Below are 23,950 nucleotides of genomic sequence, written 5' to 3' on the forward strand. Positions count from 1 at the left end.
CCTGCTTTAGTATTAATAGTTATAATTTAAACGACAATCTTAATTTTGGACAAAGGCGTCCATTAATTTCGCACTATGCGGGATTAATGGACGCCTTTTTTTGTTTTTGAAAAAAGGAGGGCGTAATGCAATACGCCAAAAAACCTAGACTCATCATTATTGGCCTGGGCATGGCCAGCATGCGATTGCTCGATGAGCTGGTTAAACGCCATGCTACGCAACACTATGCCATTGAAGTATTAAGTGGCGAATCAACAGCTGGCTATAACCGTATCTTATTGTCTTATGTGCTCAGTGGTGAAAAAACCTTGGACAGCATCACCAGTCACAACCAGACCTGGTTTGATCAGCAGGGTATTAAGATGCGTTTGGGTTGTCAGGTAACCGAGTTAGACCCAATATGCCGTTGTGTTACCACCGCTAGTGGTGACGTGCTTGCCTATGATTATTGCGTTATCGCTACGGGTTCTAATGCTCAGCGGTTAAACATACCTGGGGCCAAAATTCCCGGTACCTATTGTTTTCGTGATTGTGCCGATGCCAAGGCACTGCAATCGATTGATGTTAATGACTCTCGACCCGTGTTGGTCGTAGGCGCAGGCCTGCTAGGTTTAGAAGCGGCTTATGGTTTAGTCATGCAGGGTCATCTGGTAACGGTTGTTCATCGTTCAGATCGTATTTTAAGCCAGCAGCTCGATTTCAATGCTGGCCAACAACTCCAAAGATCCTTGCAGAAACAAGGGATTCAGTTTGTGCTGAATCGTCAACTTGATGAGATACACGGTGGTACAGAGGTGGCCGGCGTTCGTCTTAATAAAGGTGAAGAGCTCTCAGCGAAAGCGATTGTTATGGCAGTGGGCATTGTGCCTAACACCGCGCTGGCCAACCAAGCAGGCCTGCTGGTTAACAAAGGGATTGTGGTTGATGGTGAATTACAAACCTCGGCAGCAGGTGTTTTTGCGTTAGGTGAGTGTTGTGAGTTTGAACAGCAAACCTTTGGCCTTGTTGCGCCCATTTATCGCCAAGCCAGTATTTTGGCCGATCAGTTAATGCATAAGCCAACCCAGCCATTTGCACATCAATTAAGTGCTACGCGCTTGAAAGTATCGGGGGTTGAGGTGTTTTCGTTTGGTGAACCTAATCAACAAGGGGATCATTTGGTATTTCAAGATCCGACCCAAGGTATTTATCGCAAGCTGGTGTTGGTCGAGGGGCGTATCGCCAGTGCCATTTTATTAGGTAACACCCAAGACGCCAATTGGTTGTTTGACCTGTATCAACAACAGACGCAGGTTGCAGCACAACAGCGCAGTGCCTTGTTATTTGGCCAGGCCTATTTTGAGAGGATAGCAGCATGAAAACAAAATTAGTGGTAGTCGGCAATGGCATGGTTGGTCATGCCTTTTTAGAACGCATGGTAAAGTCGGCAGGCTTCCATGATTTTAATGTTACCGTATTTGGTGAAGAATCCCGCGTGGCTTATGACCGGGTGCATTTATCCTCATATTTCTCGGGCAAAACGGCCGAGGACTTGTCGTTAGTACCCGTGGGTTTTTATGCCGAAAACGGCATTGATATCCGTTTAAATGAAAAAGTGGTTGGTGTTGATAATGCGGCTAAAACGATAACCACTCAGGCAGGCCTGGTTATGGATTACGATGTGTTAGTCTTAGCTACCGGCTCTTACGCGTTCGTGCCACCGATTCCGGGGAATGACCGCGAAGCCTGCTTGGTCTATCGTACCATTGAAGATTTAGAAGCTATGAAAACGGCGGCACAAACCTCGAAAACGGGCGTGGTAATTGGCGGTGGTTTATTAGGGCTCGAAGCCGCCAAAGCCTTGGTTGATTTGGGGTTAGAAAGTCATGTAGTGGAGTTTGCGCCACGGCTTATGCCTGTCCAGTTGGACGAGGGCGGCGCGGCTGTTCTAAAACGCAAAATAATGCAATTAGGCGTTGGCGTGCATACCTCTAAAGCCACCCAGGTCATTGAAGATGGCAAACAGTCGCGGCATCGCTTGGTGTTTGCCGACGGCGAATCATTAGAAACGGATTTTGTATTATTCTCAGCCGGTATTCGTCCTCGCGATGAATTAGCCGATGTCGCAGGTCTGGTGAAAGGACCCCGTGGCGGTATTGTCATCAATAATCAGTGTTTAACCTCTGATCCACATATCTATGCGATTGGTGAATGTGCTTTACATGAAGGCATGATTTATGGGTTAGTGGCGCCAGGTTATGCGATGGCACAAGCCGTGGTTGATCAGTTGAATCATAAGCCGGCACAGTTTGTTGGCGCGGATATGTCCACCAAGCTTAAGCTCATGGGAGTTGATGTTGCCTCGATTGGTGACCCACATGGTACGGATGAAGATGCCAAATCCTATATCTATGAAAACGGTCCGCAAGAAATTTATAAAAAGCTGGTGGTATCGTCGGACGGTAAAAAACTCTTAGGCGCTGTGTTAGTAGGGGATACCGAAGATTATGGCAACCTGCTGCAACTCAAGCTTAATGATATGGCCCTGCCGGAGCACCCAGAACAATTAATTTTGCCATCATTTTCGGGTGAAAAAGTTGGCTTAGGTCCAGATGCCTTGCCGCTAACCGCCCAGCTTTGTTCTTGCTACGATGTTTCCAAACAAGACCTCATTACCGCCCTAGATAATGGCGCCGCTAATCTAGCCGACATTAAAGCCTGTACTCAAGCCTGTACTGGGTGTGGCGGATGTACGCAACTAATTACTAGCGTCCTTAATAATGAGCTGGAAAAACGCGGTGTTGCAGTATCAAAAGCCATCTGTGAACACTTCCCCTATACGCGTCAAGAGCTCTATCACCTAGTGCGGGTCAATGGCTACCAAAGCTTTGATGAATTACTGGCCGCACATGGTGAAGGTGATGGGTGTGAAGTTTGTAAACCCGCCGTGGCGTCCATTTTAGGTTCGGTATGGAATGCCTATGCCTTTGATAAGAAAAACATTCCACTACAAGACACCAATGACCGCTACTTAGGCAATATGCAAAAAGATGGTACCTATTCGGTGATTCCGCGCGTACCCGGTGGCGAAATTACGCCACAAAAACTGGTTTTGTTGGGGCAGGTTGCGACCGACTATAACCTGTATACCAAAATTAATGGTGGCCAACGTATTGTGTTATTTGGTGCGCAATTAAGTGACCTTCCGGCTATTTGGTCGCGGTTAATTGCGGGTGGTTTTGAATCAGGCCAAGCCTATGCGAAGGCATTACGTACGGTTAAATCCTGCGTTGGATCGACCTGGTGTCGTTATGGCATTGATGATTCGGTTCAACTGGCGATTGATATTGAGAACCGCTACAAAGGCGTACGCGCACCGCATAAATTTAAAATGGGTGTGTCAGGCTGTACGCGTGAATGTGCCGAAGCCCAAGCTAAAGATGTTGGGGTTATCGCGACTGAAAATGGCTGGAATCTGTTTGTCTGTGGTAACGGCGGTATGAAACCACGCCATGCCGATTTATTTGCGGTGGGTCTCGACCGTGAAACGCTCTTTAAATACATCGATCGCTTTATTATGTTTTATATCCAAACCGCGGATCGTTTGCAGCGCACTTCGACCTGGCTAGAAAACCTCGAAGGCGGACTAGCCTATGTGCAACAGGTCGTTATTGACGACTCACTGGGGATTGCCGCCCAGCTTGAGGAACAAATGCAAGCGTTGATTGATAGTTATGAATGTGACTGGAAACGCGCTGTGGAAGATCCTGAAAAAGCCAAATTATTTTATAACTTTGTCAATGCTGATGAACGCGATCCGAATCAAGTTTATGTACGTGAACGTGGGCAATTACGACCAGCTACCGCGCAAGAGCGATTGGAATCGATCGCCTTGGAATTGGTGTAGGAGGTTGTATGTCAGACTTTAAAAAGATATGCCAACTTACTGATTTAATTGAAGATGCGGGCGTTCCTGCATTACTAGATAGCATCCCAATTGCCCTGTTTTATGTAAGAGATCGAGTATACGCGTTGGATAACTTTGACCCGATTGGCCAAGCCAGTGTCATGTCGCGTGGAATCGTGGGAAGCATCAAAGGTCAGCTGGTAGTGGCTTCACCGCTTTACAAAGAACACTATGATTTAGCCACGGGCGAATGTTTAGAAAACCCAGCGGTACGATTAAAAACCTATCCAGTAGACATTCGGGGTGCTATGGGTGAGGAGGCGGTATGGGTCGCGCAGCCTTAGCCACCAGGCCTGCTGATGCGACACTCATCAACACAACCTGCCCCTATTGTGGAGTGGGCTGTGGGGTTGAGATGCAGCGTAACAACCAGGCCTGGTTATGTCGTGGCGACCAACAACACCCAGCCAATGCCGGTAAGCTGTGTGTTAAGGGTAGCGCCTTAGCTGAAACACTGGATAGTCGTGGACGCTTGCTTGAACCGCAGATTAATGGTGTTGCTGTCTCTATTGACCAAGCCTGCACTCGCATAGCCGACGAATTTAAGCAAGTGATTGCCGAACATGGTCCCGATGCGGTGGCCTTTTATGTTTCTGGGCAGTTGCTGACTGAAGATTATTATGTCGCCAATAAGTTGATCAAAGGCTTTATGGGTACCGCCAACATTGATACGAATTCACGCTTGTGTATGGCGTCGGCGGTGGTCGGTTACAAGCGTGCCTTTGGTGCCGATGCTGTGCCTTGCAGTTATGAAGATTTGGCGCTTGCCGATTTATTAGTGTTGGTCGGCTCGAATGCCGCTTGGGCGCATCCGATTTTGTATCAAAAAATGACCCAAGCTAAACGTGATAATCCGCATAAAAAAGTGGTGGTTATTGACCCAAGACGTACCGCTACCTGTGATTTAGCTGATTTACATTTAGCGATCAAACCGGGTACTGATGCATTACTTTTCAATGGGTTATTGGCCTATCTTGCCAAACAGGATTGCCTTGATGCGCGATTTATTATTGAGCACACCGAAGGCTTTGTGTTGGCGCTAGCTCAAGCTGAGGCAACCGCCGACACCGATCTTGCCGTTTTAGCTGCGGATTGTGGCGTTAGCGAATCCGATTTAAATAAATTTTTTGCGTGGTTTGCACAAACGCCACGCACGGTGACTTTTTATTCTCAGGGCGTGAATCAATCTTCGTCTGGCGTTGATAAATCGAATGCCATTATTAATGTGCACCTAGCTACGGGGCGAATTGGCAAGCCAGGCGCAGGCCCTTTTTCGATTACTGGTCAACCCAATGCCATGGGCGGGCGTGAAGTAGGTGGTTTGGCCAATCAACTGGCCGCGCATATGGATTTTAATGATCCAGCTGCCATTGATCGGGTTGAGCGATTTTGGCAAGCTGAAAACATGGCGCAGCAAAATGGTTTAAAAGCGGTGGATTTGTTTCAAGCGGTGGATGCTGGCAAAGTCAAAGCGATTTGGATTATGCACACCAATCCGGTGGTGACTATGCCGGATGCCGATTTTGTAAGGCGCGCACTCGAAAAATGTGCTTGCGTAGTGGTCTCTGATGCGGTGGCCGATACCGATACCACGCGTTGTGCCAATATCCTCTTGCCAGCCGCCGCTTGGGGTGAGAAAGATGGCACGGTGACCAATTCGGATCGCACAATTTCGCGCCAGCGTGCGTTTTTATCCGCACCTGGTCAAGCCAAACCTGATTGGTGGTGGATTTGTCAGGTGGCGCAAAAAATGGGCTTTGAACAGGCGTTTAACTATGTCTCGCCCTTTGGTGTTTTTAAGGAACATGTGGCCTTGTCGGCTTTTGAGAATGATGGTTTGTTGAGTCGTCGTGATTTTGATTTATCGGGTTTGCAATCGTTGACTGAACCGGAGTATCAAAACCTGCAACCCATTCAATGGCCGGTGACGGCAGATTACCCCAACGGACTAAAACGCCTGTTTGAGGATGGTCAGTTTTTTACTCCTAATCGACGCGCCAAATTTATCGCAATTACCCCGCAGTTACCCAAAGAATCTCCCTCAAATGATTATCCGTTTGTATTAAATACCGGGCGTTATCGTGACCAGTGGCACACTATGACGCGAACGGCAAAAACGCCAAAACTGCTGCAACATCGTGATGAACCACGATTAAGTATGCATCCGGATGATGCACAACAATGCGGCTTAGTTACAGGTGATTTAGCTATGGTCACCTCCCGCCTTGGCAAACTGATTTTACCGGTTGAATGTGATACAGGTCTCGTGAAGGGACAGGTGTTTGTACCTATGCACTGGACCGGCGTTTATGCCAAACATGGTCGAGTAGATCGATTAATTCCCGCCCATACTGACCCTTTATCAGGACAGCCTGAAAGTAAGCATGCGGTGGTGAATATTACGGCCTGGCCAGCGGCATTTCGTGCTGGCTATTGGACCAAAGATTTTGATTGGCAACCTGCAGAAAACCTCGGTTATTGGGTCAAGGTTCCAAAAGAAAATGGTGTGTTTTGGCATTTAGCCGATACCCAAGGCTTTGACTTATCAACTTGGCAATCTAACCAGCCTCAGCTTAATGAACCTGACTTGTGTTTTGAGGATGAGGCACTGGGTGTTGTTCGTTTTGCTTGGTTGGACCTGCAGGACGGGTTAGTAGCCGCGTTGTTTGTGGCACCGAATCTGCGTTTACAGCCACCTTATGACTGGGTGAGTAGTTTATTGAATCAAACCTTATTAAATGACAGCGACCGCTACGGATTATTAAGTGGCTTGGCCGTTGATAAGGTCGATGCCGGCGCAACGATTTGCAGTTGTTTTCAAGTGGGTGAAAAGACCCTTTGTGACGCCATTAAAGAAGGTGGCGCAACGCTTGACAAATTGGGCGAAAAAACCGGTGCCGGGACCAATTGTGGCTCCTGTATCCCTGAATTAAAAGCGTTGATCGCCCAAGGAGGCTGAGATGGATTATTTACCAATTTTTATGCGTTTAAAAGGTGAAAAAGTCTGCGTGATTGGCGGCGGCACGATTGCTGCTCGTAAATCGGATTTATTTATCCAAGCGGGCGCCAAGGTTGAAATTATCTCTCCAGAACTGAAGGGCGAAATGGCACGGATGCATCAAGCAGGCTTAGTGAGCTGGCAGCCTTGCGTATTTGAGCCGGGCTTACTGATTGGTGCAAAGTTAGTGTTGGCTGCCACTGATGATCAGGCTGTCAATGAAGCGGTGCATGCCTCAGCTACCGAGTTAGGCATCGCGGTGAATATTGCTGACCAAACCAAGTTGTGCGATTACATTCTTCCCAGTATTTTACAACGCGGCCCGATTACGGTGGCGGTGTCTACAGGCGGGCGTTCGCCCACCTTTGCACGTCATTTACGCGTGCAATTAGAGCAAGCTTTACCAACACGCTTGGGTGAAGTGGCGCTATTACTGCGCCAATTGCGACAGCAATACAATCCGCTGATTGAGGAAGAGGAGCGCAAGCATTTTTGGCAAAATCTATTAAACAGTGCGTTTTATCAAACCGCCCTAGAAGGTCGCTGGGATGAGGCAAGACAAATTTGCGCCCAAGCCTTTGCAGGCCATGCCACGCCTACCGGCGAAGTGTTTTTAGTTGGGGCGGGACCGGGAGATCCTGATTTATTAACTATTAAAGCCCTGCGCATTTTGCAAACCGCTGATGTGATTGTCTATGACCGTTTGGTGTCGGAGGATATTATCAATTTAACGCGCCGAGAAGCGGAACGAATTTATGTGGGCAAAGCCATGTCGAATCACACCTTGCCGCAAGATCAGATTAATCAATTGCTGGTTGATTTGGCGAAGCAAGGCAAAAAGGTGATTCGCTTAAAAGGTGGCGACCCTTATATTTTTGGCCGGGGTGCCGAAGAACAAGCCTTGTTGCGTGAGCACGGGGTAACCTGTACGGTGGTGCCAGGAATTTCATCGGCATCGGGGATTGCGGCTTCGACCGGTATTCCGCTAACCCATCGTGAGTTTGCGCAATCGGTCAAGCTGGTCACCGGTCATACGCGCCAAGGTATTGTCGATTTAGACTGGGATTGTTTGGTTGATCCAAATCAAACCTTAGTAATTTATATGGGGCTGAGTAATGTTGAGATTATCACCCAGCAGTTAATCGATCACGGCATGGATCCTGCGACACCGATGGCTATCATTGAAAACGGAACACGCTCTAATCAAAGGGTGTTGGTAACCGATCTAGATCAAGCGACCGAGCAGGTTGCCTTAGCAGGCATTCAAGCTCCAGCTTTAATGATCATTGGCCGAGTGGTTCAATGTGTTGAACCGAGCGTGTGTATTGATATGGCGACGCTGGCCATGCAAACGTCTGCGCCAGAACAGGCGGTGCGCTATGGCTGATCATCCTTTTGCTGAATTCTTACGTATCCTCGGCAAAGGTCCAAAAACCCGCCGTCCACTAACGCAAGCCGAAGCGGAGCAGGCGTTGGCGATGATTTTGGCGGGCGAGGTGACGAATAAACAACTTGGGGCGTTTTTGTTACTGATGCGTGCGAATGGCGAAACACCGGATGAGTTAATTGGGTTTGTGAGAGGCGCTCGCCAGTCTTTTGGTTTAGATAACCAGGCCTGCCCAAGTGGTTTGCATTTAGATTGGGCGGCCTATGCCGGTAAATGGCGCTACCCGCCTTATTACTTGTTAAGCCTGAAATTATTGGCCGCTATGGGATATGGTATTTTACTGCACGGTGACCAAGGCCAGTTTGCGAATCGTCATTATGCGCAAGCCTTCTTAACCGAACTCGAGGTGCCGATTGCCACGTCTATTAACCATGCACATCAGCTATTAGCAACACCGCAATTGGTTTATTTGCCCTTAACCCAGTTTGCCGAACCCTTGCGTGCTATTTTGCATTTAAAAGAAGAAATTGGTGTTCGAACCGTGTTTAATACCGCCGTAAAATTGCTCAACCCTCTTAATGCACCGGTAGCCATGCAAGGGATTTTCCATAAGGGCGTTGAACAGTTACATTTGCAAACTTCGCAAGCAATGGGTTATGGCACCAATTTCGTTTTTAAAGGCGAAGGCGGTGAAGCGGAAATGCGCCCCGATGCATTATCGACTGTTTATGCTTGGCAAAATAACGCGCTATTAGAGCAAAAGCTGACGGCATTAATCGAACGCCAGGAGCGACCTGATGCTTGGAGTTTGGCAGATATGCACGCCTTGTGGTTGGGCAAAAAGCAGGATGTTTATGGGCAGGCTGCGATTATCGCAACGGCAGCGGTCGCCTTAATGGGCTTAGAGTCAGCGGATTATGCAACCGCTGTATCACGCGTAAAGTCGGCCTGGGAGCAACGATATGTCTAATTCCGTTCAAACGAAAATTTGTGAATCCACTCAGCTTAACTTGGCTGCTAACAAACCAAGCTGTAAATCCTCCGGTTTTGAGTCGATTGACTATGATGCCCTAATTGAGCAAATTGATCGACTCGTGCTGCCGAGAATAAAAACCGAGACGATTCCCCTTTATGCCGCCAATAAAAGGGTTTTAGCACAAGATTATATTGCCAATCATGCGCTACCCGTACACGCGTCCAGTGCCATGGACGGTTTTGCACTTAATAGCCTATCAGCTAATAAATTTGCCAGCCTAAAAGTGGTTGGGGCTTGCTGGGCCGGCGATCCGTTGCAAACATTAGCAGAGGGTTGTGCCATGCCCATTGCTACCGGTGCGCTAATGCCCTTGGGCGCCAATGCTGTGGTACCGATTGAACAGGCAAGATTCAATACCAATAAACAACTTGTCATTGAAGATTGGCCTGCGGGTTGGAACGTTAAATCCGTTGGTAGTGATTTAAAGCCTGGTCAATTATTGGTCAAAAAAGGCCAGATGTTGCACGCTAGGGCGCTTGGGTTGCTAGCATCAGCCGGTATCAATGCAGTAACGGTTATAAAGCCGCTGAAGGTGCTAATTTTGTCTAATGGCAATGAACTGGTGCCACTTGGTGAATCCTGTCAGCAAGGGCAACATTATGATGTCAATGCCGTTACGCTGTCCGCTTGGTTGCAAACAGAGTGGGGTTTAGATAGTGACCAGGCCTGCTTACCGGATAAGTTTATCCAACTTGCTGATTTTTTGAAGGCACAAGCTCAAGTCTATGATGTGATCATTACCAGTGGTGGGGCATCCGTAGGTAAGCGAGATTGGATTCGTCCTGCGCTATCCGATTGGACTGAATCCTATGCCTGGCAAATTAACATGAAACCTGCAAAACCCTTTAGTCTGGCACGCAACCAAATAAGCGCCGAGCACCAGGCCTGGTTAATCGCTTTACCTGGTAATCCGGTCGCGGCCATGGTGTCGATGGCATTAATTGGGCATCGCGTTATTCATAATCTAATGGCAACCAACGAGCCAGCACGTCGGTTAGAGTTTCAAAATCAGCCAGCCGCATTTGAATGGCCGGTACCTCAGCAGAAGATGCAATGGTTGTTGGTGCAAGAAACGTCCGATGGCATTATTCCGTTGGTCGAGCAGGGTGCTAGCCATCTGTTTAGTCTCTGCCAAGCCGATGGTTGGGTGCAAATTCCGCCTCATCAAACGTTTCAATCGGGGCGAAGGTTACGCTATTTACCCTTTCGTGCGCTAGGGTTGGTATGATTTCAAATAGTGTAAGCAGGCCTGCTCGGATTGGTGTTGTGATTTTGGCTGGCGGGCGAGGCCAGCGCATGGGCGGGCAAGATAAAGGCTGGATTGAGTATCAAGGGCGTTATTTAATTGAACGGCTATTGGCGGATGTTCAAGCTGAATTTGACGGTCCTGTTGTGATAAGTGCCAATCGTAACCTAAGTCGCTATCACCAGTTAGGCTGTCCTGTTATCGCCGATTCTGAAGTGATGGCACTCGATTATGCCGGGCCATTGGTGGGCTTATTGGGCGGCATGGAATCGGGGCTGGCAGATAACTGGGTGTGCTGGCCGGTTGATGTGCCATCTGTACCGACAAATTACTTCAAGGATTTGCAAAATTTAGTCGCACAGTATCAACCCCAATTAGTGCAAAGCTTTTATCAAGGCCAGTTAGAACCTTTGCATTTGGCGGTCGCTAGTGAATTATCAGCTGAATTACGCGATTATTTACAATCTGGAGGTCGAGCTGTCAAAATCTGGTCAAATGCTATGGTCGCTAACTATCCCCAGCATAGCATTCAGCATAATGTAACCGGCACAGCGCCGATTAATCTGAATAACCTTGCTGACTTGGCTACTATAAGTGACCAGGACCGCATTGCTGGCTAATAGCTTCAAACCATTCAGAAACAGCCTGTTTATCCATTTGATCTACCCAAATCGATTCAAAAAGCGGCTGAGCCTGCTGTGCCACCAACCAAGTATCGAGTGATTTTCCAAACGCACAAAACACATCATATTGGCGATTACCGAGGCCCATTAGCCCGTAATTTAGCTGGGATAAATCCAAATGAGCTTTTGACATTTTTTTGGCAAAGGGGAGTGCTGGATCAGGGGCGCGACCATCCCCAAATGTTGCGACAATGAATAAAATACGCTTAAAAAATACCAGGTCAGCCGGCTTTAGCTCACCTAAATTGATCAAGGCTACCTTGGCTGGTGCTAGTTGTTCGGCCGTTTGTTCAGCCAATTTTTTGGCTTTACCGGATTGAGAGGCATAGACAATCAACCAGTCTGCTTGTTGCAGACCTGCTAATGCAGGTGTTAAAACCGGCGTTGGCGATTTAAAGCGTTTCAACCAACTTAGCATTAGTCATCATCCAAAATGAGCACGCCGGTGGCAACTTTCTGATTATCAAGGCTTACAAAGGGTTTAAAGCGGAATAGGTCGCCGTTCTCGCCTTGTAACACCGGAATTCCCAAGTTTTCGGCTAAATGACTATGAGCCTTCAAATGTTCCGCTTCGCCATGCACTGGAATGAGTAATGGGGGTTGCAGGGCTTCGTAGAGCTTAATCATATCGCCCTGACGGGGGTGACCCGAAACATGCAAATGAAGCTCCGGATGATCTTCGGCATGGATCACGGTCAGTTGTAATCGAATCAGTGCCCGCTCTAACTGACGAATGCGGGTGATGTTATCGGGAATCCGAATCGCACTGAAAATCACGGTGTCACCTGGATCCAACTCTAAAAATCGATGTTGTTGTTTGGCTAACCGCCATAAACCTGCGTTAGGTTCACCTTGCGAACCCGTCGTCACTAACAGCACTTCATCTTTAGGTAAATAGCCTAAATCTTTGAGCGCAATCGGTTGTAACTCCTGTGGCCAATAGCCCAACTGACGAGCGGTGGCGACCATATTTTCGAGCGCCCGCCCAGCTAGGGCAAAAAAGCGACCACTGGCTTTGGCAACGCGGGCGAGGGTAATTAGACGGGCAATATTGCTACTGAAACAACTCACCACCACCCGACCGGGTTGGTTTTGCACCAGCTTTAATAGATCGGGGAAGCAGGCGCTTTCAGAGGCGGTCTGACCGGGCTTGATCGCATTGGTTGAATCAGCTACCACCGCTAATAAATCTTGGCCGGCGAGGTCTTTAAAAGCCGCCAGATTAAATGGTTGATCCACCAAGGGTTTCGCGTCAATTTTCCAGTCACCGGTGTGTAATACATAACCTAAAGGCGTGTTGATAACCAAGCTGTGTGATTGGGGAATCGAATGAGTCACCTGCAACCAATTAACATTGAAAGGCCCAATTTGGTAGTGTTGATGGGGTGTAATGGTGATCAGCTCCACCTTATCCAATAATTCGGCTTCGGCAAATTTGCGCCGAATGAGTGCCATCGCAAACGGACTGGCATAGATAGGTTTGCGCAGTTTGGGCCACAAGTGTACCAGCGCTCCAATATGGTCTTCGTGCCCGTGGGTAATGACAATGCCACTGAGCTTGCTGATGAAGGGCATTAAGGGGGCAGGGTTAGCAATCACCCGCTGAAATTGCATACTTGAGCCCTTAATCGGCTCAAAGCCTAGGCCGCAATCGACCATAAGATAATGACCATCATGACCATAGAGCATCATATTTTGGCCGATTTCACCAACGCCACCTAAAGGTAGGCACCAAAAATCACGCGGATTGGGAATGGGGAGCTGTAACAAGGGTGTGCTTGGGTTCATTAAGCGTCTTTTAGTTTTTGGATGGCATCGAGTAGGTGTTTTAGTTGTAATTTGCAACAGCCAGTACCATCGCCCGCCATGCAAGCTTCGCGAATTTGTGCCATTGAGCCGGCACCTTCGTGCATGGCTCGGATGACGCGTTTTTTGGCAATACTATTACAGACACAGAGGTTATCGTCCAGATCTCGAGTCAGGATTTCTGGAAGATGCGCGATTAATTCCTCATAAGTGAAGCGATTCGCCAGTTGGCTAAAATCGTATTCAATACTGTCAAAACGGTGCGGTCGCATTAACCTACTCAATGACTCGGTTTAAATTGCAATTATTATACGAACTCCACTCAAAAAATGGCGATAAAAACTAGCAATAGTGATCTTTTATGCGCAATCAACTTGTTTATAATGGAACCAGCTTGTTAATTACGAGAACTATTGAGAACCTTGTGACACTATCATCTTCTTATTCAAACAGCGCCAACGGATTCTCGGTGGCGCCCATGCTCGATTGGACGGATCGCCATTGCCGTTATTTTCATCGTTTAATGACTCAGCAGGCGTGGCTCTATTCTGAAATGGTGACCACTGGAGCGATGATTTATGGCAATAATTTACCGCGTTTTATTGGTCGCGATCCGGCTGACAAGCCCGTGGTATTGCAGTTGGGGGGATCAAAACCTGACGAACTGGCTCAGTGCGCTAAGCTGGGAGAAGAGTGGGGCTATAACGAAATTAACCTGAATGTCGGCTGTCCCAGTGATCGGGTGCAGAATAATCTCATTGGTGCCTGTTTAATGGCGCATCCGGCTTTAGTCGCTGACGGTGTTGCTGCGATGAAGGACGCAGTGACGATTCCGGTGACCGTGAAATGTCGGATTGGGATTGATGATCAAGAAGATTATCAAACCTTAGCGGCATTTATAGCAGGCCTGGTAGCGGCCGGTGTCGATGGGGTGATCATTCATGCACGTAAAGCCTGGCTACAAGGCTTATCGCCAAAGGAAAATCGCGATGTGCCACCCCTCAACTACACCTGGGTTCATCAAATTAAAGCGGATTTTCCCCAGTTAGCGATTAGTATCAATGGTGGTTTAAAAACTCTAGCCGATGCCCAGTCACATTTATGTGAATGTGATGGCTTGGTTGGCGTCGATGGCGTGATGATGGGACGGGCGATTTATGAAAATCCTTATCTGCTGGCCGATGTCGATGGTGAATTTTATGCTGATCAGCGTCCGGCTTTATCACGCGGTGACGTTTTAATGGCCATCTATCCTTATATTGAACAGCACTTGCAAAACGGCGGTCGCTTAAATCATATTACTCGGCATATGATGGGCTTATTTCACGGCTGTCCTGGCGGACGCTTATGGCGACGGAGCTTATCCGAGCAGGCCTGCTTGCCTAATGCGGGTATTGAGGTTTTGCAACAGGCTTATCAACGAGTGCAAATAGAAACCGAGCGGATGGCGGAACAGGAGGCGCGGCGTGCTGTATCTTGAAGTACCTTTTGCCCAAAAAGAACAGGCCAAGTCTTTGGGCGCGCGTTGGGATCCCTTAAAGAAAAAGTGGTATTTACCAGAAGCAGAACATAAAGATTTAACGCCTTTCCAGGCCTGGTTGCCAACCGGTCAGTTATTGGGGGCAGGGCTGGTTCCAACACCTGTTGCTGTCGATTCCGTCGATGCGAAAGATCAATCTGCCCTTAGCCTGAGCGAACTGCTCGGTCAAGTGCAGCAACAATTGCAGCTCAGCTTTAATCAGCCTTTGTGGGTTAAGGCCGAGATTGCCAATTTATCTGAGCGAAGAGGGCATTGGTATTTAGAATTGAGCGAAACCAATGACCAGGGGCAAAGTTTGGCCAGTTGTCGTGCGATGATTTGGGCTTCTCAAGCCGACTCATTATTAGCGTCATTTGAGCAGGTAACCGGCAGTTCCTTGGCCGATGGTCAACAGGTGTTGGTTCAGGTGCAGGTTAATTTTCATGAACGCTTCGGTTTTTCATTGGTCATTGTGGGTATTGATCCGAGTTTTACTTTAGGTGCTATTGAAGCCAATCTGATTGCGATTCGACAAGCCTTAATTAAGCAGGGCATCTATCAACACAACAAGCGCTTTGCTTGGCCGAGTGATTTTTTTCGAATAGCGGTGATTGCACCACCGAAAGCCGCTGGGTTAGGGGATTTTAGAACCGAAGCCGATCATCTCGCTAAGCATCAGCTTTGTGAATTCAGTTATTTTTATAGCAGTTTTCAAGGTGAAAATACCGCTGAGGAACTGGCTACGGCATTTGAAGCGGTTATCGCACGCCACAAGTATCAGGCTTTTGATGCGTTGGTCATTATTCGCGGTGGCGGCGCTAAATTGGATCTTAACCCACTGAACACCTGGTCATTGGCAAGTTTAATTGCACAAGCGCCTTTACCGGTTTTTACAGGGATTGGTCACGAACGGGATAACACCATCTTGGATGAAGTGGCGAATCGTCGTTTTGATACACCGAGTAAGGTGATTGCGGCTATTTGCCAACAACTCGTGCATTCAGCCAAACAGACGAACCAGGCCTGGCAGCAGATTCAACAAACCAGTTTGATGCAGTTACAACAAGCAAAATCGCATTTAAATCAATTAAAACAACAGGTTAATTTTCAGCAGACTCGACAAATTAGCCATTGGCAACAACAGTTAACCCCGTTATATCAACAGATTCACTATACCAGTTTGCGTCAAATTAACGTGGTACGCATTCAGCTTGATAACCACATGACCCAAATGCGCCAGCAGGCCTGGCGACCGATTCAGCCCCTTAAAATTCAATTGGCGAATTGGCACCAGCAATTGAACACGCAAGCCCTGCAACAAGTAAGACAACAACGTCATGCCTGTCAGCAGTGGATTGGGTTTATTTTAAGTGCCGGACCACAAACTCAATTAAAACGGGGCTTTGCCTTGGCAAAAACCGCTAATGGACAACCCATCTTAACTGCTAAAGCAGCCCAACAAGCTCAGCAGTTTGATCTTGAATTTGCCGATGGATTGGTTAGCGTGAACCTACAGACGAATAAAGATTAATTAGGAGTAATTTATGACGACGAAAAATAATAAAGAAGCCCAAAGTTTTAAAGATAACTATGCACGTTTACAAGAAATCGCTCAACAGTTGAGCCAATCCGATGCGGTTGATATTGATCAGTTAGTGCCGATGGTCGATGAGGCGAGCAAAGCTTACCAACTATGTAAATCTCGCTTAGATGCGGTTGAAGCGGCTTTAAGTCAACGGATTGAGCAGGAAGATCAGGGTGATAAGTAGATCAATATTGAATTTAACATAATATACATTATGCGAACACTCGATCATCTAAAAAAAGCGGTAGATAGACATCCTATTACCGCTTTACGCTTTTCAACTATTGCCGTTTTGTACTACTAACCCATCTGGTTAAAGACAACAAAATACGCAAACACAGAAATAAACGCCATTAACAATGGAATCCAAGCTTTCTCTTCACCACGCGACAAACCAATGCCCCCAGCTACCACCGCCAATACGGCACCAATCCATGAAATGGGTGGCATCACAAATGCAAAGAAAATTGCAATAATACCGGCAATCATCCCTAAAGTGGTCGCATTACCAGGTTTATAGCTCTTAGTATTACGCATATCATCTTGTAAGCTACGACTAGTTTCTAAACGTGAAACAATGGCACTGACTTCCGCATCAGTTAACTCACCCTCAGCGAGTAATTCAGCATCAGACATCCCAAAGCTTAACCTACGCTGTTTTATTAAGCTTTTGACGACATCATCCCAATTCGCATTATCGGGTAAATTGTTAATCATTTCAGCGGCTTGTTGTTTTGTGCTCACACTCATTCTAGTCTCCTTTTTGTTTGCTACTATTTGTTATTATAGCCATAAATATCGGGCTTGCGTTAAATTGACTTAGAGTTTAACTAAAGTGTTAGTGTTCTTGGTAAAATATACAAAAATTACAAAACATGATGTTCTGCTGAGGAGACAGATTTAATGGCCATGATGCCAGGTTTACAAATAAACATTGGCCAACAGCTTAGGTTAACGCCACAGTTACAGCAATCAATAAAGATTTTGCAGTACTCAGCCCTAGAATTACAGCAAACGATTGCAACTACGTTGGAAAGTAATTTTATGCTTGAAGTAGCTGAAGAGGACTCCATTGACTTTGAAACAGACTATGAGCAAGATATCGCTTCTCGCAATGACAATGGCAACGCAGATAAAGACCCAAACGATAGTGATTATAGCGAACCAGCTGACCTCGATTTACAAAACAACACGAGTGCTAATGATGATGCATTCAGTACCGATTATGCCTGGGAAGATATTTATGCCGACCGTCAAATGGCGAATGATTCTCCCTGCTCGGTTACTCGTGATAATAATGAGTTTATTGCGCCCGAAAACTACACCGCAGCGCATACAAGCTTGCATAATCACCTAACCTGGCAGACTGATACTTATGCTTGGTCATCTGACATTGAAGCTTACATTGCCTCCTATTTGATTGATGAAATTGATGATGAAGGCTATTTACGAACGCCCTTGGGTGATATGCTCATGCAACTACAAGGTCAGCTAGAAAATGCGTCGCTGTGTTTGCGAGACCTCGAAGCTGTTTTGGCGGTTATTCAACAGTTTGAGCCGACCGGTGTGGGGGCGCGTGATCTCGCGGAGTGCTTGGTTCTACAGTTAAAAGCACAAAAGCAAACTCCTTTTCATGTTACCGCGATGCAGTTAATTCAACGCCATTTTGATTGGCTAACTTATCACGATTTTAAACGCATTAAGAAAAGTTATGGTCTCACAGATGCCCAACTAGAAACCTTGATAGCGCTAATTCAATCATTAGATCCTCGACCTGGCCGTCAGTTTGCAAGCACTGAATCTGAAGTGATTATTCCAGATTTGATACTTAAACGTCGTGCCCAAGGATGGTTAGTAGAGCTCAATACCAAAGCCTTTCCTAACTTGCAGGTCAATCAAGCTTATATTAATTTAAGTGATTCTATTAAGGATCAAGATGCGATAAGACAAATTAAAGAACAGCTTAATGAAGCACGTAATTTAATTAAAAGCGTTCACCATCGTGGTGAAACGCTTCTTCGCGTGGGACGTTTTATTGTCGAGCGCCAATATCGTTTTTTTGAAGAAGGTGAGCAAGCCATGCAACCCCTGGTGTTGCGAGAAGTTGCCGAGTTTTTGGAGTTGCATGAATCAACAATATCACGAGCAACCAGTCAAAAATATATACAAACCCCAAGGGGCGTTTTTGAGTTAAAGTATTTTTTCTCGAGTGGTGTCAGCCAATTTGGTAATGAAGATCAATCTTCCATTGCCATCAAAGCCCACATCAAAGAACTCATCGCGCTAGAAGATCCTAAAAAGCCGATTAGTGATAATAAACTGATGGATTTATTAAGTGAAAAGGATATTAATGTTGCCAGACGAACGATTGCAAAATATCGCGAAGCGCTGGGCATCCCCTCTTCCAGTGACCGCAAAAAACGCGTAGGATTACGCTAACTACTTTTAAGCTTATATCGAGGACAATAATTATGCTAAGTCGTCAGCCCATTGAACAAATTCAACAGCAATCTCAACAGCAATGGCAACGCCATGCGCAATTTAAAGAATATATGTCGGCGGTAAACCCACCCATGCCCAAAATTGAGGTGAACTTTTTTGATCACACTCTACATGAGCAAGGGGCAACCCGCGTTATTCCTTTCGACTTAAGCGCACAACTTGAAACGGCTTACCCAGCCAGCACCCCTAATTTGATGGCTAATTTTATCCGTATTCTTGATGGCACTTCATTACGTACCGACGCCCAGGCTACCTCACACATGTTTTATGTGATTAAAGGTTGTGGTCGCACGCAAATGCAAAATGGCACAATCGAGTGGAAGGAAGGTGACCTCTTTACCCTCCCCGCGGTTCCTGATGCTTTGCATAGTGCCAGTTGTGATTCCGCTCTTTATTGGGTTCATGATCAACCGTTACTGGATTACCTTGGTGTTATGCCCAAGCAACAGCATTTTGAACCCGTGCTCTATACCAAAGATGTGTTAGACAATGAACTAGCGAAGGTGCGCGCTGAAGGTACCGGACGTAACCGCACTGGTGTGCTACTCTCCAACCCCAATTTCCCATTAACCATGACACTAACCCACACGCTTTGGTCACTTTATAATGCCCTACCAGCGGGTATTGCACAAAAACCACATCGTCACAACTCGATTGCGGTGGACTATGTTGTATCAGCGGGTCCGGATACTTATACGCTGATTGGCAAGTCTTTGGATGAAAACGGTCAGATTGTTGATCCGATTAAAGCACCTTGGGTTGCTGGATCCGTATTTATTACTCCGCCGGGCTGGTGGCACTCTCATCACAACCTTTCCGATGAAGATGCTGTGGTATTGCCAATTCAAGATGCCGGTTTAATTATGAATATGCAGATTCTTGATTTCCAATACGTTAAATAAGTCGCGTGTTGGCTAAAACGTCTTGTTCACAGGGTTGGGTGTTGCTTGTTGAAGACGACCCCAGCCAATTGACGAACCTTTCGGCTGCGCTGGAGGAGGCGAAGTTTGATGTTATTTTGGCAACCAACTTAGACGAAGCTCTTGCGCAGTTAACCCAATACCCGATTGATATTCTTGCCAGTGATATTATTTTGCATGGTGATTTTGATGCTGGTTTTAAGCTGGCAAATTATGTGCGTAAGCAGTACCCTCAACTTCCTATCATTTTTTTGTCAGAACGTAGAGAAGCTGAAGATGTTTGGCAAGGCCATCAGCTCGGTGCGCTCGATTATTTGGCGAAGCCGCTACATATTCCATTACTCATTCAAAAACTGCAAAATTTATTGCGCATTACGCAAGGACGTCAAACCACAAAATCCGAAGGGTTCGCTGCAATTGTAGATCTAAAATTATATCTCCACCCCACCCATGCCAAAGTCCATTGGCAAGACCAGCCGATTAACCTCACCTTGACGGAATTTGAAATGCTGTTTGAGTTTGCCCAACAACCGGCGGAATCTTTAATCAGCTATGCCGACTTAACAAAAGCGACGCAAGGTGTGGTCGAACGAAATACCATTAACACTCATATTTGCCGTATTCGCAATGCGTTTCGTAAACAGGATTCCAGCTTTGATCATATTCAAAACGTTTACGGTCGAGGTTATAAGTGGCGCCGCTAAAAATTTCATTAAAACAGCAATTTATGCTCGTTGTATTACTGCTGTTGCTACTACCTATTATGGTATTTAAATTTAGTTTAGATGTACAAAATCAAGAACTTAAAAACCAAATGTCAAATGATCTACAAAGTGCTAAAGCACTGAGTCTGCTTTTAACGGCAACACATAATAGCTTGTCAGAAACCTCCACTGAAACATGGGCTAAGCAATTAACCTTTTTAGATCAAACACTTAACTTAGACTCCGAACACCAAACCATATGGTTGTTAAATGATCATGGCCAGGTGTTTTATGTTTATGGTGATTTAACACCTAGGCTTTCGTTAGGTTTATATGGGCTTTGGCAACGATTTTTATTACGCTGGCAGCCCATTATTCAGCAGACACCAAGAGTGCAAGATGATGCGTTTGATCAACTCATTGAAGATAGCCTTAGCGGTCAAACCGTACAAGCGATTCGACAGGAGGGGCTGTTTCCAGCCAGTTTAATGACCAGCACCCCACTTCAACTTGCTGACGCTGAAGGCACAAGCCACCTTGGGGTGATTATTTTTGAGCAAACACTAACAACATTAATTGATCGTTCGATAGGCGGGTTGTTTGCATTCTTGTTAGCACTGATGATATTACTGGTGATTTGGGGATTGGCGGTTATTGCTCTAGCGGCTCATGTGTCATGGCGCATCGGTCGCCTACAACAAGCCTTGAAACAAGGCGTTGTGTCACTTAAGACTTATAACCAGGCCTGCTATCAGCCTCCCCTATTACCCATTAACGATGAAATTCAACAACTTAATGATGATATTGCACAACTTTTTAAACAAATTAGTGATTACCAACGTTATTTGGCGAGTTTACCGAGCACTCTCAACCATGAACTACATAATCCGCTCAACCGACTCAATTTAGCCTTAGCACGATTACCAATTGATGCGGCACAAAAACAGCCGTTTGAACAAGCGATCGCACAAATCACCGATATTACCCAGCGCTTAACTGAGGCACAGAACCTCAAAGCGAGCATTGCTAACACTCAGTTACAACGCACAAATCTTGTGCCCCGACTGAATGACTATTTTTCACAGGTGATCGATTATATTGGCCAAGATAAGGTTATTTATCAGCCTTTCCAAGCCCAAACAGCCTGGGTTATGGCCGACAGTTTCTTAATTGAACAGTTGTTTGATAAGCTGATTGATAACGCGGTGGCATTTAATGCCGATCCGGCACCGATTCGTATTTCATGTGAATTAACGGTTAGGGAGCATCATGACGTTGCGTTAGTTGTTCGAATCTGTAACCAGGGACCGGCTTGGCCAACTCATGTTGATCCAAGAACCGAGTTTTTTAGTATGAGAGAATCCTTCGACAAAATTTCAATAAGTCATAATGCTGACCATTTAGACACTGATAAACCACACTTAGGTCTGGGATTACATTTAGCAGACCTGATCGCTAAACGCCATAACGGGCATCTGTTATTAACAGATTATATAACCACCAGTTCTTCCCACTCTAAAGATCCAATCGGCGTTTGTGTAGCGCTTGTGCTTCCACGCTTAAGGCTGTGATCCGTTAATATATTTGTGGCTATTTTATTGTAAAATAGCCACATTAAACTCTATTTACAAGGACTCTTACTATATATGGGTACATCGATAACGTTAAGCAATGTTTTTGAAGCAATGGGTATCATGGTCATTGGTACCATCATTGCAATTACAATAGTGACGCTAGTCATGATAGGGTTACATCGGTTTTTTAAAAATGATCCCAGTGAAAAGAATAAGGTTGCGCAATCCGAAAAGCTACAACAGGAACAAGATGAAAACCACGAAGTCTCGACCCAATCGAAAACGCTTTAATACATAATGCGGCGACTTAACCAACGAAGCCGCCAATATAACAAAATCGCAGCCAGTAATAATCCGATCACAATACCAATCCAAAAGCCATAAACGCCCATAGGTTCAAACCAGAATGAACTGAATGCTAACCAATAACCCAACCCAAGCCCAATAATCCAATAGCTTAATAAGGTCACCCACATAGTGACTTGTGTATCTTGAAGCCCTCGCAATGCGCCAGCGGCAGTCACTTGGATAGCATCAAAAATTTGATAGGCGGCCGCAAAAATGAACAAAGTCAAGGCAATGCTCATAACCTCTGTGTTCTGTGTATATGCGCGTACAATGAACGAGCTACTCGCAAGGGTAAAAATTGACAGTAATATGCCCAGCACCATAGCGCTCATCAATCCAACACGTAATAGAACCTTTAAAAGTCTTAAATCTTGCTGTCCGTAAGCATAACCAACGCGAATGGTTAAAGCCATGGCAAAGCTCAACGGAAACATAAACAAGAGTGATGTAAAGCTAATTGCAATTTGATGTGCACCAATAATAACTGTGCCTAAGGGTGCAATAAAAAACACGATAAAGGTAAACATGCCTACTTCAAAAAGTAACGCAAACGCCATCGGTACACCTAACCATAGAATCGGTTTTATGCCTTGCTGCCAACGGGGTCGCAAGATACTGTTGAGTCTATAGGCTGCAAAGGCAGGATGTACACGTACATAAATGAGTGCTCCGATAAGCATCGACCACATTACAATCGCGGTTGCGACCCCTGCTCCAACAGCGCCCATGCCCACGATCGGCCCCCAACCAAAAATAAATAGCGCATTTAGTGGAATATTAAAAAGCAATGCGGCCAAACTAAAGCCTAAAGTTGGCAGGGTTTTACCCAGGCCTTCCCAATAAAAACGATAGACTTGGTATAGGGCAACACCTGGCAAACCAAAGGCTGCCCAAAACAAATAACCAACGGTAAGTTCATAAACTCGTGAATCGAGCTGTAATAGATTTAATAACGGATGCGGAAACCAAAGAATTAGTGCGCATACCCAACCGATGGGTATGGCAATCCATAAGCCCTGATGCAGTTGTGATGCGATTCTGTCAGGTTGATTAGCCCCTAAAGCTTTGGCTGTTAGCGGAGTTAAAGCTAATAGAATACCCGTAGCAAACATAAACACGGGAAGCAAAATACTGGTACCTAAACCAATGGCGGCTAAATCCTCCACGCCGACCCAGCCAGACATCAATGTGTCCACAACGCCCAGTCCGGTCAAAGCAAGCTGTGCGATTAAAATTGGCCATGCCAGGCGAAGAATAGACCTCACCTCAAACCAGTAAGAAGTTGTATTCATTATTATTTTTTTTCGTTATTGTTATTTTTTGAGGGGACGCTTTTATTGATTGGCTGATCCGTTTCTTCTGTTGGAAGTATGTCTTGCTCAGGTGCATTCGGATCTGGCCAGTATTCATCATAATGATCATCTGGAAACGCTAGCCAATGCGGCTTCCAAACAATAACCACCAATTTAGTGGCCCAATAGGCCATGGCATAAATCACCACAGCGAGCGACAAAATCAACGGTAAGCCGAGAATCAGGTCCAATAAATCTGTTTGGCCCGTAAAAATACGCTGAATAAATGCCTGGTTGATGAGTGTGAAGTATAACCAACCAATAGCTGCAGTCCAGGCTACAATCGACATGAGCTTATGAAGTAATGGGCCCGGTTTAGCATAACGAAAGCGTTCCAGCATATC

The 23,950-nt window shown here is 46.1% G+C and carries 22 protein-coding genes; 16 read left to right on the forward strand and 6 right to left on the reverse strand.

Annotation, left to right across the window (positions count from 1 at the left end):
• Positions 1 to 125: 125 nt before the first annotated feature.
• Genes THICY_RS04040 through mobA form a run of 8 tightly spaced genes read left to right on the forward strand, consistent with a single transcriptional unit; the run spans position 126 to position 11,233 of the window.
• Positions 126 to 1,358 carry an NAD(P)/FAD-dependent oxidoreductase gene (locus tag THICY_RS04040; protein ID WP_013835332.1) on the forward strand — a complete coding sequence of 411 codons (1,233 nt, stop codon included), beginning with the start codon at positions 126 to 128 and terminating at the stop codon, positions 1,356 to 1,358.
• Positions 1,355 to 3,886, forward strand: a complete 2,532-nt coding sequence (gene nirB / locus THICY_RS04045; RefSeq protein ID WP_013835333.1) for a nitrite reductase large subunit NirB — start codon at positions 1,355 to 1,357, stop codon at positions 3,884 to 3,886. Before THICY_RS04040 ends, nirB begins: the two co-directional genes overlap by 4 nt.
• A gap of 8 nt (positions 3,887 to 3,894) precedes the next feature.
• Positions 3,895 to 4,230 (forward strand): nitrite reductase small subunit NirD, encoded by a 336-nt coding sequence (gene nirD, locus THICY_RS04050; protein WP_013835334.1) that lies wholly within the window; start codon positions 3,895 to 3,897, stop codon positions 4,228 to 4,230.
• Positions 4,212 to 6,905, forward strand: coding sequence for a nitrate reductase (locus THICY_RS04055; RefSeq protein ID WP_013835335.1), 2,694 nt, complete (start codon positions 4,212 to 4,214; stop codon positions 6,903 to 6,905). Before nirD ends, THICY_RS04055 begins: the two co-directional genes overlap by 19 nt.
• Before the next feature lies 1 nt (position 6,906).
• Positions 6,907 to 8,331 (forward strand): siroheme synthase CysG, encoded by a 1,425-nt coding sequence (cysG, locus tag THICY_RS04060; protein ID WP_013835336.1) that lies wholly within the window; start codon positions 6,907 to 6,909, stop codon positions 8,329 to 8,331.
• Positions 8,324 to 9,301, forward strand: coding sequence for a glycosyl transferase family protein (locus tag THICY_RS04065; protein ID WP_013835337.1), 978 nt, complete (start codon positions 8,324 to 8,326; stop codon positions 9,299 to 9,301). Before cysG ends, THICY_RS04065 begins: the two co-directional genes overlap by 8 nt.
• The gene (locus THICY_RS04070) at positions 9,294 to 10,595 is read left to right on the forward strand and encodes a molybdopterin molybdotransferase MoeA (protein ID WP_013835338.1); all 1,302 of its coding nucleotides are present in this window, start codon (positions 9,294 to 9,296) and stop codon (positions 10,593 to 10,595) included. The genes THICY_RS04065 and THICY_RS04070 overlap by 8 nt, the downstream gene beginning before the upstream one ends.
• Positions 10,592 to 11,233 (forward strand): molybdenum cofactor guanylyltransferase, encoded by a 642-nt coding sequence (mobA, locus tag THICY_RS08595; protein WP_013835339.1) that lies wholly within the window; start codon positions 10,592 to 10,594, stop codon positions 11,231 to 11,233. Before THICY_RS04070 ends, mobA begins: the two co-directional genes overlap by 4 nt.
• On the opposite strand, the gene THICY_RS04080 is transcribed toward mobA, so the two are convergent.
• The 3 genes from THICY_RS04080 to THICY_RS04090 are packed head-to-tail and all read right to left on the reverse strand — an operon-like array spanning position 11,202 to position 13,374.
• Positions 11,202 to 11,714: a flavodoxin domain-containing protein gene (locus tag THICY_RS04080; protein WP_013835340.1), complete on the reverse strand. Its 513-nt coding sequence runs from the start codon at positions 11,712 to 11,714 to the stop codon at positions 11,202 to 11,204. The two genes, mobA and THICY_RS04080, sit on opposite strands and share 32 nt — an antisense overlap.
• Positions 11,714 to 13,084, reverse strand: coding sequence for a ribonuclease J (locus THICY_RS04085; protein WP_013835341.1), 1,371 nt, complete (start codon positions 13,082 to 13,084; stop codon positions 11,714 to 11,716). Before THICY_RS04085 ends, THICY_RS04080 begins: the two co-directional genes overlap by 1 nt.
• Complete coding sequence (locus THICY_RS04090) at positions 13,084 to 13,374, reverse strand: (2Fe-2S)-binding protein (protein WP_013835342.1); 291 nt, start codon at positions 13,372 to 13,374, stop codon at positions 13,084 to 13,086. The genes THICY_RS04085 and THICY_RS04090 overlap by 1 nt, the downstream gene beginning before the upstream one ends.
• A 152-nt stretch (positions 13,375 to 13,526) precedes the next feature.
• Here THICY_RS04090 and dusA point away from each other — a divergent pair, with 152 nt between their 5' ends.
• From dusA to xseB, 3 genes are read left to right on the forward strand one after another with little or no spacing between them, the layout of a single operon-like run.
• Positions 13,527 to 14,582 (forward strand): tRNA dihydrouridine(20/20a) synthase DusA, encoded by a 1,056-nt coding sequence (gene dusA, locus THICY_RS04095; RefSeq protein WP_245534986.1) that lies wholly within the window; start codon positions 13,527 to 13,529, stop codon positions 14,580 to 14,582.
• Positions 14,569 to 16,152: an exodeoxyribonuclease VII large subunit gene (gene xseA, locus THICY_RS04100; protein WP_013835344.1), complete on the forward strand. Its 1,584-nt coding sequence runs from the start codon at positions 14,569 to 14,571 to the stop codon at positions 16,150 to 16,152. The genes dusA and xseA overlap by 14 nt, the downstream gene beginning before the upstream one ends.
• Before the next feature lie 13 nt (positions 16,153 to 16,165).
• Positions 16,166 to 16,390 (forward strand): exodeoxyribonuclease VII small subunit, encoded by a 225-nt coding sequence (gene xseB, locus THICY_RS04105; RefSeq protein WP_013835345.1) that lies wholly within the window; start codon positions 16,166 to 16,168, stop codon positions 16,388 to 16,390.
• Between the two features lie 116 nt (positions 16,391 to 16,506).
• Here xseB and THICY_RS04110 read toward each other — a convergent pair whose 3' ends face one another.
• Positions 16,507 to 16,956, reverse strand: a complete 450-nt coding sequence (locus tag THICY_RS04110) for a hypothetical protein (RefSeq protein ID WP_013835346.1) — start codon at positions 16,954 to 16,956, stop codon at positions 16,507 to 16,509.
• A 153-nt stretch (positions 16,957 to 17,109) separates the two neighbouring features.
• Here THICY_RS04110 and THICY_RS04115 point away from each other — a divergent pair, with 153 nt between their 5' ends.
• From THICY_RS04115 to THICY_RS04135, 5 genes are all read left to right on the forward strand, one after another.
• Positions 17,110 to 18,645 carry an RNA polymerase factor sigma-54 gene (locus tag THICY_RS04115; RefSeq protein WP_013835347.1) on the forward strand — a complete coding sequence of 512 codons (1,536 nt, stop codon included), beginning with the start codon at positions 17,110 to 17,112 and terminating at the stop codon, positions 18,643 to 18,645.
• Between the two features lie 32 nt (positions 18,646 to 18,677).
• Complete coding sequence (locus tag THICY_RS04120; RefSeq protein WP_013835348.1) at positions 18,678 to 19,610, forward strand: cupin domain-containing protein; 933 nt, start codon at positions 18,678 to 18,680, stop codon at positions 19,608 to 19,610.
• 8 nt (positions 19,611 to 19,618) lie between these two features.
• Positions 19,619 to 20,332: a response regulator transcription factor gene (locus THICY_RS04125; RefSeq protein WP_245534987.1), complete on the forward strand. Its 714-nt coding sequence runs from the start codon at positions 19,619 to 19,621 to the stop codon at positions 20,330 to 20,332.
• Between the two features lie 23 nt (positions 20,333 to 20,355).
• Positions 20,356 to 21,903: a sensor histidine kinase gene (locus THICY_RS04130; protein WP_245534988.1), complete on the forward strand. Its 1,548-nt coding sequence runs from the start codon at positions 20,356 to 20,358 to the stop codon at positions 21,901 to 21,903.
• 75 nt (positions 21,904 to 21,978) lie between these two features.
• Positions 21,979 to 22,197: a hypothetical protein gene (locus tag THICY_RS04135; RefSeq protein ID WP_013835351.1), complete on the forward strand. Its 219-nt coding sequence runs from the start codon at positions 21,979 to 21,981 to the stop codon at positions 22,195 to 22,197.
• On the opposite strand, the gene THICY_RS04140 is transcribed toward THICY_RS04135, so the two are convergent.
• Both THICY_RS04140 and THICY_RS04145 read right to left on the reverse strand, forming a co-directional pair.
• The gene (locus THICY_RS04140; RefSeq protein WP_013835352.1) at positions 22,194 to 23,546 is read right to left on the reverse strand and encodes an MATE family efflux transporter; all 1,353 of its coding nucleotides are present in this window, start codon (positions 23,544 to 23,546) and stop codon (positions 22,194 to 22,196) included. The genes THICY_RS04135 and THICY_RS04140 overlap by 4 nt on opposite strands.
• Before the next feature lie 2 nt (positions 23,547 to 23,548).
• On the reverse strand, positions 23,549 to 23,947 hold the full coding sequence (locus THICY_RS04145) for a hypothetical protein (protein WP_013835353.1): 399 nt from the start codon (positions 23,945 to 23,947) through the stop codon (positions 23,549 to 23,551).
• Positions 23,948 to 23,950: the final 3 nt, after the last annotated feature.

It is taken from the genome of Thiomicrospira cyclica ALM1 (genome assembly GCF_000214825.1).
GTDB classification, from domain to species: domain Bacteria; phylum Pseudomonadota; class Gammaproteobacteria; order Thiomicrospirales; family Thiomicrospiraceae; genus Thiomicrospira; species Thiomicrospira cyclica.